Below are 16,747 nucleotides of genomic sequence, written 5' to 3' on the forward strand. Positions count from 1 at the left end.
TTTACGTCAATTTTTTTCGCATTGTTAATTGTTCTGAGTCTCAGTCAATTAATAGTTATTTACTTGTTAATACGCTGTTATTGGTATTGATATAAATGTACTTAATTTTTCCAAAGATTAACAAAAAAATATAATCTTTGTATTAAGGTCTCTAAAAAAGAATATTTAATTTGTAATAGTATCTTATTTTAAAGTTATTATGAATTTTATTAATATGCGAATCTAACTCAACTAAATTCCTATATTCAGATAATTCATTCCCCCTAAAAGTTATAAAATTGATGTGTCGCAATTTCGCTATTTTTTGCATAAAGTGCTAACACTCTCGTATCGTTTGCCACCCTACACACTTTTTTATCCCCATTGCAGCCATGAGTGTGTTTTCTGGTGCATTTTTTTAAGTATAGACACTCTTTTTTAGAAAACCTTATAAGTGATACAGAAATTCTGTTAAGTCTTTGTATCTAGCCTCACAGCAAGCACAAAAAAACCCGTACTTAAAACAAGCACGGGCTTTTGTCTCTTACAGTTGCTAGTTTCCTAGCGGGTCATTTACTTGTTCAGTAATGATTTAACGGCATCACCGATGTCTGCAAGGCTACGAACGGTTTTCACGCCCGCTGCTTCTAATGCAGCAAATTTCTCATCTGCAGTGCCTTTACCGCCAGCAATAATTGCACCAGCGTGACCCATACGTTTGCCTTTCGGCGCAGTCACACCAGCGATGTAACCAACAACAGGTTTAGTCACGTGCTCTTTAATATAAGCTGCTGCTTCTTCTTCTGCGTTACCACCGATTTCGCCGATCATGACAATCGCTTCAGTTTGTGGGTCAGCTTGGAATAATTTCAGGATATCAATGAAGTTAGAACCTGGGATTGGGTCACCACCGATACCAACACAAGTAGATTGACCTAAGCCTGCATCTGTCGTTTGTTTAACTGCTTCATAAGTCAGTGTACCTGAACGTGAAACGATACCAACTTTACCTGGTAAGTGAATGTGGCCAGGTTGGATACCAATCTTACATTGACCTGGAGTGATAACACCTGGACAGTTTGGACCAATCATGCGAACGCCAGCTTCATCTAATTTCACTTTTACAGTCAGCATATCCAGCGTTGGGATACCTTCAGTGATAGTGATGATCAGTTTAATGCCTGCATCGATAGCTTCTAAGATAGAATCTTTACAAAATGGCGCTGGAACGTAGATAACAGAGGCGGTTGCACCCGTTGCTTCAACGGCTTCACGCACAGTGTTAAATACTGGCAGACCAAGGTGAGTTGTGCCGCCCTTACCTGGAGTCACACCACCAACCATTTGTGTTCCATAAGCAATTGCTTGTTCTGAGTGGAATGTACCTTGACCACCGGTGAAACCTTGGCAAATTACTTTGGTATTTTTATCGATTAAAATAGACATTATTTAGCCTCCGCTGCTGCTACTGCTTTTTTAGCTGCGTCAGTCAGGCTGTTTGCAGCGATAATGTTCAAGCCGCTATCTGCCAGTTTCTTAGCACCTAACTCAGCATTGTTACCTTCTAAACGCACAACTACTGGTACATTTACACCAACTTCTTCAACTGCACCAATGATGCCGTCTGCAATCAGGTCGCAACGAACGATACCACCAAAGATGTTAACGAAAACCGCTTTCACGTTTTCATCAGAAAGGATGATTTTAAATGCTTCAGTAACACGCTCTTTTGTTGCGCCGCCGCCAACGTCTAAGAAGTTAGCAGGTGCACCGCCGTGCAGTTTAACGATGTCCATGGTACCCATTGCGAGGCCTGCACCGTTAACCATACAACCGATATTGCCATCAAGTGCAACGTAGTTCAGTTCCCACTGAGCCGCTTGTGCTTCACGCGCATCTTCTTGAGATTCGTCACGCAGTTCACGGATTTCAGGTTGACGGTATAATGCGTTACTGTCGATGCCTAATTTACCATCTAAACACACTAAATCGCCCGCAGTGCTGATAACCAGAGGGTTGATTTCAGCTAATGCTAAATCACGCTCAAGGAACAGTGTCGCCAGACCCATGAAAATTTTCGCGAATTGGCTAACTTGTTTGCCCGTTAAGCCTAATTTGAACGCTAATTCACGGCCTTGGAAAGGCATTGGGCCTGTCAGTGGGTCGATAATGGCTTTGTGGATCAGTTCTGGTGTTTCTTCAGCAACTTTCTCAATTTCCACACCACCTTCAGTCGATGCCATGAAAACAACGCGACGAGTGCTGCGGTCAACAACCGCACCTAAATATAATTCTTTCGCAATGTCAGTCGCCGTTTCAACCAAAATTTGGTTAACTGGCTGGCCGTTTGCATCTGTTTGATAGGTAACTAAGTTTTTACCTAACCAGTTTTCTGCAAAGGCTTTAACTTCATTGATGTCGCTAGTAACTTTAACGCCACCAGCTTTACCACGTCCACCTGCGTGAACTTGGCATTTAATTACCCATGGGCCGTTGCCAATTTTTTTCGCAGCATCGACGGTTTCAGCGACTGATGAACAGGCATAACCTGTTGGTGCAGGCATCCCATAACGTGCAAACAACTGTTTTGCCTGGTACTCGTGTAAATTCATGATGTTCTATCCATAATTGAGTCTGAAGAGGCGTTTATTCGCCTCCTGCAATTGTTACTGATTTAGCAACCCGCGAACGGGCTGCATCGGTTACTTCAGACCGGGCAGGTTGTTCCCTACCCTGTTATGTTGCTATACGTCCAGCAGTAAACGAGTTGGATCTTCCAGCATATCTTTGATAGCGACTAAGAAGCCGACTGACTCGCTACCATCGATTAAGCGGTGGTCATAAGACAGCGCTAAGTACATCATAGGAAGAATCTCTACCTTACCATTTACAGCCATAGGGCGGTCTTTAATGGCATGCATGCCTAAAATTGCGCTCTGTGGTGGGTTAATGATAGGTGTAGACATCAGAGAACCAAATACGCCACCATTAGTAATAGTGAAGTTACCGCCGCTTAAGTCTTCAACAGTTAATTTACCGTCACGACCTTTAACAGCCAGTTCTTTAATTTTCTTCTCGATATCCGCCATGCTCATTGCATCAACATCGCGCAGCACTGGGGTAACCAGGCCACGAGGCGTTGATACTGCGATGCTGATATCAAAGTAGTTATGGTAAACCACATCGCTGCCATCGATAGAAGCGTTCACTTCTGGATAGCGTTTCAGTGCCTCAACCGCAGCTTTTACATAGAAAGACATAAAGCCTAAACGTACACCGTGACGTTTTTCGAACGCTTCGCCATACTGTTTACGTAAGTCTTTGATTGGTTGCATGTTGATTTCGTTAAACGTGGTCAACATTGCTGTGGTGTTTTTCGCTTCTAACAGACGCTCAGCGATACGTTTACGTAAACGCGTCATTGGAACACGTTTTTCGCTACGGTGTGCCAAAGGAGCCTGTGGTGCAGCTGGTGCAGATGCTGCTGGCGCTACAGATTTGTTTGCTGCTAAGTGTTTTTCAACATCTTCGCGCGTTAAACGGCCGCCAACACCAGTACCTTTAATATCCGCAGGGTTCAGGTCATGTTCTGCAATTAGGCGACGAATTGCTGGGCTCAGCGCATCGTTGCTTTCGGTTTCCAGACTTGCAGTTTGACGCTGAGCTGGCGTTGCTTCTTGTGATTCTTTCACTTCTGCTGGGATACCAGTACTATCACCCAAACGAATACGACCTAACAGTTGTTTAGATAATACCGTTGCACCTTCGTCTTCAACGATAGCTTCTAGTACGCCAGCTTCGCTCGCAGGCACTTCCAGTACCACTTTATCTGTTTCGATCTCAACCAGGACTTCATCACGCTGAACACTGTCACCTGGTTTTTTATGCCATGTGGCAACCGTAGCATCGGCAACGGACTCAGGAAGATCGGGAACAAGAATTTCTACGCTACTCATTTTCTATCCTTTAATTATTCAATGTTCAAAGCGTCATTTACCAGAGCTTTTTGTTGCTCTTGGTGTACGGACGTATAGCCAACTGCTGGAGATGAAGAAGCAGCTCGACCTGCATAACGTAAAGTTGCCCCTGCTGGGATAGCTTCACGGAAATTATGTTGACTGCAATACCAAGCACCTTGGTTTAATGGCTCTTCTTGGCACCATACAAAGTCTTTCACATGGCTAAATTGCAACAACGCTTTTTGGATATCATCGTGTGGGAACGGATACAGCTGCTCAATACGCACGATAGCCACGTCAGTTTGTTCATTTTTACGACGTTGTTCTAACAGATCGTAATAGACTTTCCCTGAACACATAACGACGCGTTTCACATTTTTCGGATTGATTTCATCGATTTCACCGATAACAGGTTCAAATGTACCATTTGCCAGTTCTTCCATGCTAGACACCGCTAATGGATGACGCAGCAGGGATTTTGGTGACATCACAATCAGAGGACGACGCATGCCACGTAAGGCTTGGCGGCGTAACATGTGATAAACCTGAGCAGGTGTTGACGGCACACACACTTGCATGTTTTGGTCAGCACACAGTTGTAAGTAACGTTCTAAACGTGCAGATGAGTGCTCTGGGCCCTGACCTTCATAACCATGAGGCAGTAACATCACCAGACCACACATACGACCCCATTTTTGCTCGCCAGAGCTAATAAATTGGTCGATAACCACTTGCGCACAGTTCGCGAAGTCACCAAATTGCGCTTCCCAAATGGTTAAAGCACGTGGTTCAGTGGTTGCATAGCCATATTCGAATGCCAATACCGCATTTTCAGTCAGAACAGAATCCCAAACGTTAAATACGCCTTGGCCGTTATGAATGTTTTGCAGTGGAACGTAGACAGAACCGTTAGTTTGGTTGTGAATAACCGCATGACGATGGAAGAAGGTTCCACGGCCTGCATCTTCACCCGATAAACGCACTGGAACGCCTTCATCAACTAACGTTGCATACGCTAAAGTCTCTGCCGCACCCCAGTCGAGTAATTTCTCGCCTTTCGCCATTTCTGCACGATCTGCATAAATTTTCTCAACACGAGATTGCGCGACAACGCCTTCAGGGATAGTACTGACTTTAACAGCCAGATCCGTTAAACGTTTGATATCAACTGTTGATTTGTAGGATTCATCCCATTCGTGGTTCAGATATGGTGCCCATGTGTATGAGTTCAGACCCATTTCACGGTACTCTTCAACCACGCAGTTGCCTGCATCTAATGCATCGCGGTACAGATTAACCATTTCCGTCACATCATTAGCACTCAATACGTTTTCTGCAATTAAGCGGTCTGCGTAGATTTTTCGTGGCGTTGGGTGCTGTTTGATTTTTTGGTACATCACAGGCTGAGTTGCACTTGGCTCATCGGCTTCGTTATGACCATGACGGCGATAACAGACTAAATCGATCATCACATCGCGTTTAAAGGTATTACGGAAATCCAGCGCTAAACGTGTGACAAATGAAACCGCCTCTGGGTCATCTGCATTCACGTGGAAAATTGGCGCCTGAACCATCTTCACGATGTCAGTACAGTATTCTGTCGAACGGGTATCTTTCGGGTTTGAAGTGGTGAAACCAATTTGGTTGTTAATGACGATACGCATGGTACCGCCCACTTCATAACCACGTGCTTGAGACATGTTCAACGTTTCTTGAACAACACCTTGGCCAGTAACTGCGGAGTCACCGTGAATGGTGATTGGCAGAACCATGTTGCTGCGGCCTTCATCTAAACGGTCACGGCGAGCACGTACAGAACCGATGACCACTGGGCTAACGATTTCAAGATGCGATGGGTTAAACGCCAGCGCTAAGTGAACACGTGAACCTGCGGTTTCAAAGTCAGATGAGAAGCCTTGGTGATATTTAACGTCGCCCGCACTTGAATGATCTTTATGTTTACCTGCGAATTCATCAAATAATTCGCCTGGTTTTTTACCTAAGATATTAACCAGTACGTTTAAACGACCACGGTGCGCCATACCCAGAACAACTTCGCGAGTATCTTGTTTGCCAGCGTGGTGGATTAAGTCTTTCAGCATTGGGATCAGTGAATCACCACCTTCCAATGAGAAACGTTTTGCACCTGGGAATTTAGCCCCGATGTAACGCTCAAGACCTTCAGCCGCAGTTAACTCAGACAGGAAACGTTTTTTCTCATCCGCAGAGAAAATTTTAGACACATCAACAGACTCAAGGCGTTGTTGAATCCAACGTTTTTCTTCTGTATTCGTGATGTGCATATATTCCGCACCGATTGAACCGCAGTAAATGCGTTTCAGGTTGTCATATAGCTCACTGAGTTTCATGGTTTCTTTGCCGATAGCAAAAGAACCGACGTTGAAGGTTTCGTTGAAATCTTCTTTCGTTAAGTTATGGAACGCTGGGTCCAAATCTGGAACAGATTCACGTTTCCAAAGCCCTAACGGGTCAAGGTTAGCATTTTGGTGTCCGCGAAAGCGGAATGCATTAATTAACTGCAAAACTTTAACTTGTTTTGCGTCGATAGCTGGATCGCTAACAGAGGTGTGATAACGTGTAGAGTCTTTTGCTAAGCGACGGAAGTAATCGCGCGCTTGGGAGTGGAATTGCTCACCGCTAGTGCCGAGGGCTGCACCAGGTAGTTGCTCAAAAATGGCTTTCCACTCGGCATCGACAGAGTTAGGGTCAGTCAGATAATCTTCATAGAGCTGTTCTATATATGTCTGGTTCGCGCCTGCCAGAAAGCTTGAATCCAGCCAGTCCTTCATTACGCCGTTCTGCATTGTGATCCCTTAAGCTTTATAAGCTTTAGTTTTCGCCGTGGTTAACTAATCGTCGCATTTAAGCGACCTCGATAAAGGTTCTCTTGGACGTGCTTTATGCATGTTCTCTCTTTGGGAGGCCCTTTATCAGTAAGGGTTTCCCTTTTAAGGAACCTTTAAAAACTGGCTACGGTTTTTAAAGGCCCCTAAGATTACGCTTTCGTCTTCTTCATCTTTTGCAGTTGGCTATTTTTTTTACTTTTTACTGTTGCTTTTGTTACGTTCACTTTTTTGCGCTTTTGTTGTTACAACGTTTTTATTTAATGCTACGTTTTATTGATGACAATGTTACTTTCTGATGACCTTTAAGGATATTTGGTTTTCGCGCTTTTGTGACCTTAAGCGCTATTTAAATCAAAATCTTGAATTTACTTTACGCTTTATTTTTAACTTATGTTTTTATTTCGTGCTATTTCCACTTTAGCCCGCAGTACCAAGGCACTGCGGGTTAAATTTAGCTATTAGGCGCTATGTTTTAGCAACATAGATTTAATATGACCAATAGCTTTTGTTGGATTTAGTCCTTTAGGGCATACATTGACACAATTCATGATGCTATGACAGCGGAAAACACTGAAAGCGTCGTTCAGATCATCTAATCGAGAATCGGTTTCAGTATCACGGCTATCAATCAAGAAACGATACGCCGCTAATAGGCCTGCTGGACCAATAAACTTGTCTGGATTCCACCAGAAAGATGGGCAAGAAGTCGAACAACATGCACACAAGATGCACTCGTATAAACCATCGAGTTTTTCACGTTGTGCAGGAGTTTGTAAATTCTCACGCGCTGGCGGATTTTTGTTATCGTTAATCAGATATGGACGGATTTTTTCGTATTGGGTGTAGAACTGAGTCATGTCGATGATCAGGTCACGCACAACAGGCAGACCTGGCAACGGACGAATGACAATTTTCTTCCCACCACGAATTAAAGCAGACAATGGCGTGATACAAGCCAAGCCGTTTTTACCGTTCATGTTCAGACCATCAGAACCACATACCCCTTCACGGCAAGAACGGCGGAAGGATAATGTTGGGTCTTGCTCTTTGATTTGGATTAACGCATCCAGCAACATCATGTCACGCCCTTCAGGCACTTCTAGCGTGTAATCTTGCATACGTGGTGCGTTGTCCACATCAGGATTGTAGCGATAAATCGAAAATTGTAATTTCATAGTTTATTTCTCCGCAACTGGATTAACACCACGCATTAGTAGGTACGAATTTTCGGTGGGAAGGCTTCACGCAATTTTGGTTGCATGTTGACTTCACGACGCGTCATCGTTTCAGATTGCGGTAAATATAATGAGTGACATAACCAATTCGCATCATCACGTTCTGGATAGTCAAAGCGGCTATGCGCCCCACGACTTTCTGTACGGAAGTTTGCTGCTTGTGCAGTTGCATAAGCGGTTTCCATCAGGTTATCCAATTCTAAACATTCGATACGCTGCGTATTAAACTCCGTTGACGTATCATCAAGGCGTGCATTTTGCAGGCGTTCGCGAATCACTTTTAGCTCTTCTAAACCTTTCGCCATTGCATCACCTTCACGGAATACTGAGAAGTTATGCTGCATGCAGGTTTGCAGTGCTTTACGGATTTCGGTTGGATCTTCGCCTGTGCGTGCACCTTCCCAACGATTAAAGCGAGTCATTGCTGCATCGATGTCAGACTCAGAAGCATCACGCATTGAACCTTGTTCCATGATGGATTCTTTCAGGTGCAGACCCGCAGAGCGACCGAATACCACTAAGTCAAGCAGTGAGTTACCGCCTAAGCGGTTAGCGCCATGTACTGATACACAGGCAATTTCACCGACGGCAAACAGACCTGGAATAACTTCATCTTCGCCTTTTTCATTATAGCGAATCGCTTGGCCAGTTACTTTCGTTGGAATACCGCCCATCATGTAGTGGCATGTTGGAATAACTGGGATTGGCTCTTTGATTGGGTCAACGTGCGCAAAGGTACGTGATAATTCAAGGATACCCGGTAAACGTGATTCCAGAACCTCTTTCCCTAAGTGATCCAATTTCAGCTTAGCATGTGGCCCCCAAGGACCATCACAGCCACGTCCTTCACGAATTTCAATCATGATTGAACGTGCAACAACGTCACGACCTGCAAGGTCTTTCGCGTTTGGTGCGTAACGCTCCATGAAGCGCTCACCGTCTTTATTCAGCAAGTAACCACCTTCACCACGGCAACCTTCAGTGACCAGAACCCCAGCCCCTGCAATACCCGTTGGGTGGAATTGCCACATTTCCATATCTTGTAGTGGCACACCTGCACGCGCAGCCATCCCCACACCATCACCCGTATTGATATGGGCATTGGTGGTTGATTGGTAAATACGGCCTGCACCACCTGTTGCCAGAATGGTGGCTTTCGCTTTGAAGTAAACGAGCTCGCCTGTTTCCATACAAATTGCAGTACAACCTACAATATCGCCATCTTGATTTTTAACTAAATCAAGGGCATACCACTCAGAAAAAATGGTGGTGTGGTTTTTTAAGTTCTGCTGATACAGCGTATGTAATAGTGCGTGCCCTGTACGGTCAGCTGCGGCCGCAGTACGCGCGGCTTGCTCGCCACCGAAGTTTTTAGACTGGCCACCAAATGGACGTTGATAGATGCTTCCATCATCAAGGCGCGAGAAAGGTAACCCCATATGTTCTAATTCGAGGATAGCTTCTGGGCCTGTCTTACACATATATTCGATAGCGTCTTGGTCACCGATGTAATCGGAACCTTTTACGGTATCGTACATGTGCCATTCCCAGTTATCAGGGTGCGTGTTACCTAATGCAACCGTGATACCACCTTGCGCGGATACAGTGTGAGAACGGGTTGGAAAGACTTTTGACAGAAGTGCACAAGATAGGCCCATCTGTGAAATTTGAAGTGCTGCGCGCATACCTGCACCGCCAGCACCGATAACGATAGCGTCAAACTCTCTGATTGGCAGATTCATTTTATGCACCCCACACAACAATTGTTCCGTAAATTAAATAAGCCAACAGACCTACAATGATAGCCAGTTGCAGCACTAAGCGAATTGCCAGCGGCTTAACATAGTCAGTTAGCACTTGCCACATGCCAATCCATGCATGCACAAGAATCGAGAACAAAGTGAGGATAGTGAATACTTTCGTCACAGAGGAGGCAAAGAAACCGCGCCAGACTTCATAGGTAATGTCGTTAATTGCAACAAAACCAACAATGTAGAGTACGTAGAGTGCAATGATAATCGCAGAGCCACGGATTAACAGCCAGTCCTGGATACCAGTACGGCCTAAAGCTGATGCATTACTTACCATACTAAGATCCCCGCCAGAATTGCCAGAATTACGGTAATAACAAATGTAATTTTTGCAGATGAGTTACCAGCAGCAAGGGTTTCATCAACACAGCCGAAATCCATTAACATATGACGGATACCACCACAAATGTGGTAAGCCAATGCAGTCAGGATGCCCCAAAGAATGAACTTAGCAAAAAAGCCAGTCATTATTTCAGACGCGTATTGAAAACCTTCTGGAGAGGAGAGAGATGTCCCTAACAACCAAAGCAGAATACCAACTGCGATGAGAGTAATGACGCCAGAGACACGGTGCAAGATCGAAGATATTGCAGTGATCGGGAAGTGAATCGTCTGCAAATCAAGGTTGACAGGTCTTTGTTTTTTCACAATTTTGCCCACACAGCTCTTTATTATTTTCCATCCTCCGGACCTGGGGTGGAAATCAGACAGCGACAGGGGTACAAAATGCAACTTAACACAAACTCTAATCCATCATGTTTAAATAAAGTTGCATGCTGATCACGCTGGGAACTCCTACTACAGGGTAATCCGGAGACCTGGCGCTAGTATAAAGTCTTCACAATGCCATTACAATTCCCACACAAAATGTTTGGAGACATTTAGCCCGAACAGTGAGAAGGATCACGATTTAAACATTTTGTATAAATGTGCTTATGTTATTTGACAATGATTCAACATTTATCTTACATATAGGTCTGGCAGAATTATCTTAACGGTGTGATTGACACTTCACCGTAAAAACAAAACGTAAATGTTGCAATGTTAGATACTCCACAATTTGAACTATGATGGGTATTAATAACAAAAGTTATGAAAGTTGTTCCTCTTACCACAAATAATGATATTGTAGGGAAAACAACAAAAAAAACATAACATCTACACACTCATAAACAACCTAATTACATTGTCGTCGGTCGTCAGATTTCAGGTTTTATGTGATAGCGAGCTGATTTCCAAAGCATACCGGTAGAACAATGCACGAAGACACAGTATAACGCTGGGTTTCTGGGTTGTTGGGTGTCGATTATCAAGCGCTAAGGAGACCGTAAATGGCTGATAACAAAGCTAAGCTAATGACTGGTAGTGCGGGTGACATTGAACTCGATATTTTAAGCCCTACGATTGGTCAAGACGTTATCGATGTCCGAACTTTAGGTTCAAAAGGGTTCTTTACCTACGACCCTGGTTTTACTTCTACTGCATCCTGTGAATCAAAAATCACCTATATCGATGGTGATAAAGGTATTCTACTGCACCGTGGTTTCCCTATCGACCAGCTCGCAACTGAAGCCTCTTACCTCGAAGTCTGTTATATCCTGCTGTACGGTGAAGCACCGACTCAAGAACAATACGACGTATTTAAAAATACGGTGACTCGCCATACCATGATCCATGAGCAAATTACACGCATGCTTAATGGTTTCCGCCGTGACTCACATCCAATGGCTGTATTATGTGGTGTAACAGGTGCTCTGGCGGCGTTCTATCACGATGCGTTAGATGTTAATAACCCTCGCCATCGTGAAATTACGGCTTATCGTTTGCTGTCCAAAATGCCAACTGTTGCAGCAATGTGTTATAAATATTCAATAGGCCAACCTTTTGTTTATCCACGTAATGATCTGTCATACGCGGGTAACTTCTTGCACATGATGTTCTCTACACCATGTGAAGAATATACAGTAAATCCAGTTCTTGAACGTGCAATGGATCGCATTTTAATTCTGCACGCTGACCACGAACAAAACGCATCAACTTCAACCGTACGTACTGCGGGCTCATCGGGTGCAAACCCATTTGCTTGTATCGCAGCGGGTATCGCGTCTCTATGGGGGCCGGCACACGGTGGTGCTAACGAAGCTTGCTTACGCATGTTGGAAGAAATTCAGACTGTTGAGCACATTCCTGCGTTTATCGAACGTGCGAAAGACAAAAATGACTCTTTCCGACTGATGGGCTTTGGTCACCGCGTCTACAAAAACCACGACCCACGTGCCACTGTAATGCGTGAAACTTGCCACGAAGTTCTAAATGAACTGGGCTTGAACGACAGCTTACTGGAAGTCGCAATGGAGCTGGAGCGTATTGCACTGAACGACCCGTACTTCATTGAGAAAAAACTGTACCCGAACGTTGACTTCTACTCAGGTATCATCTTGAAAGCAATGGGTATTCCATCTTCCATGTTCACTGTGATCTTCGCCATTGCGCGTACTATTGGTTGGATTGCACATTGGAACGAAATGCATGATGACGGCCTGAAGATTGCACGCCCTCGCCAGCTGTATACCGGTTATGACAAACGTGAATTCAACTCTGAATTAGCAAAAAAATAATATTTCGATAAATTCGAATCCCTACGTAAAGCAAGACCTTGATTTTTCAAGGTCTTTTTTGTTTGTATAACCGCAAAATGTCCTACTGTTGATACTCTCTTGGTGTCATTCCGCTCATTTTACGAAAAAAACTAATAAACGCGCTGTCACTGGTAAGCCCAAGTTCTTGAGTAATAAAGTGATATGGCTTTTCTTGTGCTAATAATTCAATCGCTTTAATAAACCGCCATTGTTGGCGCCATGACTGATACGTCATGCCTGTTTCTTTCAAAAAAACACGCGTTATTGTCTTTTCACTCGCACCAGCAATTTGAGCAAGTTGGCTCAAATTCGGGGGTAATTGCTCGATATCCAGGCGTTTCAAGCGCCTATCTTGCGGCAAAGAAAGCAAGGTAGGTTCAGTTGTAGCGGCTTGTAGCTCATCAATAAAAACAGGTAATAAATTGGCTAACCTTCCCGTTTGCCAATCACTGTCAAAAGGTGCGATAGCAATACGCTCTAATAACTCCCTTAGCAACGGTGAAATACTCAAAATGACCACTTCATTCCCAACTTTTTGGGCATATTCTTCACTGAGATAAATTGACCGGTACCCCACTGATGCACGCATTTGTGCGCGATGGCGAACATGTGGTGGGATCCACGCAACCCTACCAGGAGGAAGCAAAGAGAGGCGCTTTTCGAGGGATATACGAATACACCCTTGCTGAGTAAACAAAAGCTGGCCCATTTCATGGGTATGCGTGCCAGAATCGTGCTGCCCCATCTGCGCAGCAATCCCTAAAACAGGGGCTGGATACCAATGTGTTTGAAACTCATCCGTTTGATTTAGCCATGCCATAAATGTCCCTTTTTTGATATTTATAGTCTTTATTATTGTAATAAGACATCAAAATTACCACTAAACTGCCCACCATTAAAAGTTTAAACCGTTATTTTTTATTACACAGGGTAGGAAAATGAATATGAAACACTCTCTTTCATTATGGCTGGCTGTGGCCTTAATGATGTTCCCACAAATTGTGGAAACCATCTACAGCCCTGCACTGACGGATATTGCGAGCGCTTTTTCTGTCAATGCAGAACAAGCTTCACAGACGCTTTCTCTCTATTTCTTTGCTTTTGCATTGGGCGTTGTATTTTGGGGTAGAACCTGTGACACAGTTGGCCGCCGTCCAACGATTTTAGCGGGTTTACTGGTTTATGGGATTGCCTCAATTGGTGCTTTACTCATCAGTCAATTTTACTTATTACTACTGCTACGGATGTTAGCCGCCTTTGGTGCCGCTGTGGGTTCAATTGGTACACAAACCGCAATGCGTGATAGTTATCAAGGCCATGAATTAGCTAGAGTTTTTTCAGTTATGGGCGTCGCATTAGCCATTAGCCCTGCATTAGGTATGTTATCGGGTGCGGGCCTCGTCAGTTTGGGAGGTTATCGTGGTGTTTTTATTGGTTTAGCTATTTTAGCTGTCGTACTTTTATTGTGGTCAATATATCGATTACCTGAAACACGCCCAGAAAATGTGATCAAAGTCCCATTTATTGAGACATTTTTACGGATGATTACGGATAAAGAGATTATGAGAAATGTGATCTTGATTGCATTTTTCAACATTAATTTATTTAGCTATTATCAGCTGGCTCCTTTCAGTTTTGAACAATTAATGCTCACGCAACAACAGTTTGGCCTCACGGGGATTTTATTGGCGCTTGGTGTAGGTTTAGGATCGATGATTAACCGTCATTTATTGGCTAAAAAACATACATCTGAGCAACTTGTTAAGCTATCAAGTGTCATTTCGTTGGTCAGCAGCTGTGCAGTTTTTGCTCTTATGAACTCTATTTGGTTTGTTTTACCTGTTATTGGCGTCGTGATTGGCTATGGTATTGCAATCCCGAACATTCTTGCTCACGCATTAAACCGTTATAGCGACCGAAAAGGCACAGCAGGCGCAATTTTAGGATTACTTTATTATATTGGACTCGCCATCGGGCTGATGGTCGCAGGTTGGAGCCAGCACTTAGGTTTAGTGCTCGCTATCTCAAGTTTGGTTCTCGTTATTGCATCGCTACGTTATCGAGTTTATACAAGTTAACTTATTGTTTTACTAAACACACATAATTTTCTAAATAGTTAGCGTTGTGGCTAGGCGGCAAATGAGGATAGCCAACACAGGTGCAGCTCGAAATATGGCTATAAATTAAAATACGTTTTTCTTTTAAGCCTAGCTTTTTTCTAAATAGTTGGTGCTGTAACAAGGCAGCAAAATGAAGTCATCACGGGGAGCATACATAAGTATGTGACCCCGTGTGGCTGAATGAAGCTAACGCCGTGACAGCGCTAAATATGACGAAAAAACGGGAGCATACATAAGTATGTGACCTAAGTAGCCGAATGCAGCCAACACCGCTGCGGTTTAAAAATGACGAAGCTTAAATAAAGATTAGGTGAAAATTTAATTCTCTAAATAGTTCGAGTTGTGGCTAGGCGGCAAATGAGGATAGCTTGGGGAGCATACACAAGTATGTGACCCAAGTAGCCGAGTGAAGCCAACAACGCCACAGCTCGAAATATGACGAGAATTTAGGCTGGGTTATCGATATCGACAAACTCGGCATCCAACCCCTGCTCATCAACTAGCCATTTGGTTAACGCTTTGATCCCGTAACGCTCCGTAGCGTGGTGCCCTGCACTGTAGAAATGGATCCCCATTTCCCTTGCAATATGAATCGTTTGTTCTGAAACTTCCCCTGTCACAAAAGCATCAACACCAAATTCCGCGGCTTGCAGAATAAAGCCTTGTCCACCCCCTGTGCACCATGCAATTTGACGAATTTCATCTTTTGCGTTGTCGCCACAGTGAAGGACTTTGCGGCCTAAACGCGTTTCTAAGCGCTCAGTCAATTCTGCTGGAGTAATGGGTTGGTCAAAAAAGCCAAATGGCATTAATGGGTCAATTTGGCCATTCACTTGGACGCCCATGATGTAAGCAAGCTGTGTATTATTCCCTAATTGATGGTGCGCATCTAAAGGAAGGTGATAACCATAAAGATTAATATCATTAGCTAATAATGTTTTTAATCTATTCTTTTTCATACCTTTAATAATGGCAGGCTCATTTTTCCAAAAATAGCCATGGTGAACAATCACTGCATCCGCTTTTTTCTCAACGGCGACATCGAGTAAAGCTTGGCAGGCGGTCACTCCTGTGATGATTTTATGCACATGAGGGCGTCCTTCAACTTGCAGCCCATTTGGTGCAAAATCTTGAAACTCACTGACCTTGAGCTCATCGTTAATGACTTCTTCTAATCTTAAGTTATGCATTATGTTGTCCTTTTTACTGCACAGCGAATCTATAACGCCATTTTGAATATAATTTACTGATAATCAATAATCATAAGCGGAAACATACTTTTTTTCTGTGTTATTTGAAGTGCATCATTCGAAAAGAAAAATAGGGATATAAAAAACAAAACCCCCACAACGAGTCATTGCAGGGGCTCTTATCAATTACTTAAGACGCAAGGTTAGCGATGGCTTTCAAGTGTGGTCTCTGAACGCTCTAGCCAAACCGGCTTATCGCTTGTTTTCGACCAAACTTTATTTAAGTAACTGTAATACTTAGCTCTTTTTGGGTGAAAAACCATAACAGGAAACGCAATAATGCCTGCCGTTACAGCAGCAGTGCGGCGTGCAAGTACCTGATTACGGGAATATTCGCGGTATGTGGACATCGATATCCTCCTTCAGTTGCCACTTTATTTGTCGATTCCAGCTTTGCTCTAAAAACTCCCCAAATACAGCTATTTCACAGAGCGACTAAAACCGAACAGATAATACGAGAATTAATTAACTGAATATAGAATAGCGCAAATTGTGTAATAAAACTACTCATCTGACCACTAAAATTAAAATATTACTAATAATTCCCCATCATTCTGTATTTTTACTACAAAATTTAACCAAAAATCGTTAAAAAAAAACATTATGACAACAATTAAATAACAAATTAAAATTTAAGTGTTATTACTTATTTTACTAAAGAGTGTCTATCCATCACTTAGCTGATTAAACAATGTGTATTTTTATACTTTTTTTACACCTAGCCCTATCTTTTTATCAGCTTCTTTACAACGAACTCTCTACCCTTATTTCATGGAAATAATAAGGAGAAAATACTGTGTCATTACTTTCCATTTTTGGGGCAGTTCTCGTTGTTCTACTGCTGGTTTATCTGATTTATGCCCTGCTTAACGCGGAGGATTTCTGAT

At 43.4% G+C, this 16,747-nt stretch carries 14 protein-coding genes; 3 read left to right on the top strand and 11 right to left on the bottom strand.

Going from position 1 to position 16,747, the window contains the following annotated elements:
• Positions 1–552: 552 nt before the first annotated feature.
• The 8 genes from sucD to sdhC form a co-directional block, all read right to left on the bottom strand.
• Positions 553–1,425 carry a succinate--CoA ligase subunit alpha gene (gene sucD, locus KDJ85_RS12125; protein ID WP_206085303.1) on the bottom strand — a complete coding sequence of 291 codons (873 nt, stop codon included), beginning with the start codon at positions 1,423–1,425 and terminating at the stop codon, positions 553–555.
• The gene (sucC, locus tag KDJ85_RS12130; RefSeq protein ID WP_206085302.1) at positions 1,425–2,591 is read right to left on the bottom strand and encodes an ADP-forming succinate--CoA ligase subunit beta; all 1,167 of its coding nucleotides are present in this window, start codon (positions 2,589–2,591) and stop codon (positions 1,425–1,427) included. The genes sucD and sucC overlap by 1 nt, the downstream gene beginning before the upstream one ends.
• A gap of 132 nt (positions 2,592–2,723) precedes the next feature.
• Entirely contained in the window at positions 2,724–3,935 is a 1,212-nt protein-coding gene (odhB, locus tag KDJ85_RS12135; RefSeq protein WP_225819886.1) for a 2-oxoglutarate dehydrogenase complex dihydrolipoyllysine-residue succinyltransferase, read from the bottom strand.
• A 14-nt stretch (positions 3,936–3,949) separates the two neighbouring features.
• Positions 3,950–6,763 carry a 2-oxoglutarate dehydrogenase E1 component gene (gene sucA / locus KDJ85_RS12140; protein ID WP_225819887.1) on the bottom strand — a complete coding sequence of 938 codons (2,814 nt, stop codon included), beginning with the start codon at positions 6,761–6,763 and terminating at the stop codon, positions 3,950–3,952.
• Positions 6,764–7,263: 500 nt separating this feature from the next.
• Positions 7,264–7,980: a succinate dehydrogenase iron-sulfur subunit gene (locus KDJ85_RS12145; RefSeq protein WP_004256824.1), complete on the bottom strand. Its 717-nt coding sequence runs from the start codon at positions 7,978–7,980 to the stop codon at positions 7,264–7,266.
• Positions 7,981–8,015: 35 nt separating this feature from the next.
• Positions 8,016–9,782: a succinate dehydrogenase flavoprotein subunit gene (gene sdhA, locus KDJ85_RS12150; protein ID WP_047756339.1), complete on the bottom strand. Its 1,767-nt coding sequence runs from the start codon at positions 9,780–9,782 to the stop codon at positions 8,016–8,018.
• Position 9,783: 1 nt separating this feature from the next.
• Positions 9,784–10,128: a succinate dehydrogenase membrane anchor subunit gene (gene sdhD, locus KDJ85_RS12155; RefSeq protein WP_047756338.1), complete on the bottom strand. Its 345-nt coding sequence runs from the start codon at positions 10,126–10,128 to the stop codon at positions 9,784–9,786.
• Entirely contained in the window at positions 10,122–10,511 is a 390-nt protein-coding gene (gene sdhC / locus KDJ85_RS12160; RefSeq protein ID WP_004909059.1) for a succinate dehydrogenase cytochrome b556 subunit, read from the bottom strand. The genes sdhD and sdhC overlap by 7 nt, the downstream gene beginning before the upstream one ends.
• 671 nt (positions 10,512–11,182) lie before the next feature.
• Between sdhC and KDJ85_RS12165 the strand changes: the two genes are divergently transcribed.
• Entirely contained in the window at positions 11,183–12,469 is a 1,287-nt protein-coding gene (locus KDJ85_RS12165) for a citrate synthase (protein ID WP_206085299.1), read from the top strand.
• A gap of 82 nt (positions 12,470–12,551) precedes the next feature.
• On the opposite strand, the gene KDJ85_RS12170 is transcribed toward KDJ85_RS12165, so the two are convergent.
• On the bottom strand, positions 12,552–13,310 hold the full coding sequence (locus KDJ85_RS12170) for an AraC family transcriptional regulator (protein ID WP_225819888.1): 759 nt from the start codon (positions 13,308–13,310) through the stop codon (positions 12,552–12,554).
• A gap of 124 nt (positions 13,311–13,434) precedes the next feature.
• Between KDJ85_RS12170 and KDJ85_RS12175 the strand changes: the two genes are divergently transcribed.
• The gene (locus KDJ85_RS12175) at positions 13,435–14,568 is read left to right on the top strand and encodes a multidrug effflux MFS transporter (protein WP_225819953.1); all 1,134 of its coding nucleotides are present in this window, start codon (positions 13,435–13,437) and stop codon (positions 14,566–14,568) included.
• A gap of 488 nt (positions 14,569–15,056) precedes the next feature.
• On the opposite strand, the gene KDJ85_RS12180 is transcribed toward KDJ85_RS12175, so the two are convergent.
• Both KDJ85_RS12180 and KDJ85_RS12185 read right to left on the bottom strand, forming a co-directional pair.
• Entirely contained in the window at positions 15,057–15,800 is a 744-nt protein-coding gene (locus KDJ85_RS12180; RefSeq protein WP_225819889.1) for a type 2 GTP cyclohydrolase I, read from the bottom strand.
• A 203-nt stretch (positions 15,801–16,003) separates the two neighbouring features.
• Positions 16,004–16,210, bottom strand: coding sequence for a YbfA family protein (locus tag KDJ85_RS12185; protein WP_047756317.1), 207 nt, complete (start codon positions 16,208–16,210; stop codon positions 16,004–16,006).
• 446 nt (positions 16,211–16,656) lie between these two features.
• Between KDJ85_RS12185 and kdpF the strand changes: the two genes are divergently transcribed.
• Complete coding sequence (kdpF, locus tag KDJ85_RS19275; protein WP_206085296.1) at positions 16,657–16,746, top strand: K(+)-transporting ATPase subunit F; 90 nt, start codon at positions 16,657–16,659, stop codon at positions 16,744–16,746.
• Position 16,747: the final 1 nt, after the last annotated feature.

Source organism: Providencia vermicola, from assembly GCF_020381325.1.
Lineage (GTDB): Bacteria > Pseudomonadota > Gammaproteobacteria > Enterobacterales > Enterobacteriaceae > Providencia > Providencia vermicola.